This is a genomic window from Finegoldia sp. P1-F-LS, from assembly GCF_052932205.1.
Genome location: NZ_JBRFJH010000031.1, coordinates 1 through 457, shown reverse-complemented (window position 1 = coordinate 457; position 457 = coordinate 1). Strand labels below are relative to the sequence as shown.

Sequence of the window (457 nt, the reverse complement as noted above, 5' to 3'; positions counted from 1 at the left end):
AAAGAAAGACTAACTATTAAAAGTCAAGAGGTAAAATGCTAAAAATATAAGAATTGATATTGATAAAAACTGAATAAAAATAAGCATGAAAAAATACCCTAGAGTTTAAGAATTTAAAAATAGGGTTAGCAAGGTTTTTAACCTTAAAATTGTAATTTTTTCAAAAATCAGTTTGCAATAAAACAAAACTAATTTTGTACTTGATAAGGTTCATCTTTAGTAAGAACAGCAAAAATAGTATGACAAAGCTTTCTAGCAACAGCATTGGTAGCAACTAGATGATGTTTTCCTTCACTAATCTTTTTTTGATAATAATCTGAGAAAACAGGATCACAAAATTCAGCTCTAAGAGCGGATTGAAAAAGAGCACGCCTTAAGTAAGGAGAACCTCTTTTACTCATATGATTGTAAGTAGATTCATATTCTCCAGACTGAGAAACGCTAGCATCCAAACCAG

General features: G+C 29.5%; 1 protein-coding gene. It reads right to left on the bottom strand.

Going from position 1 to position 457, the window contains the following annotated elements; genetic code table 11:
- Positions 1 to 188: 188 nt before the first annotated feature.
- Positions 189 to 457: transposase (locus ACU68Y_RS09125; protein ID WP_446765342.1), on the bottom strand; the 269-nt coding region annotated here is incomplete at its 5' end.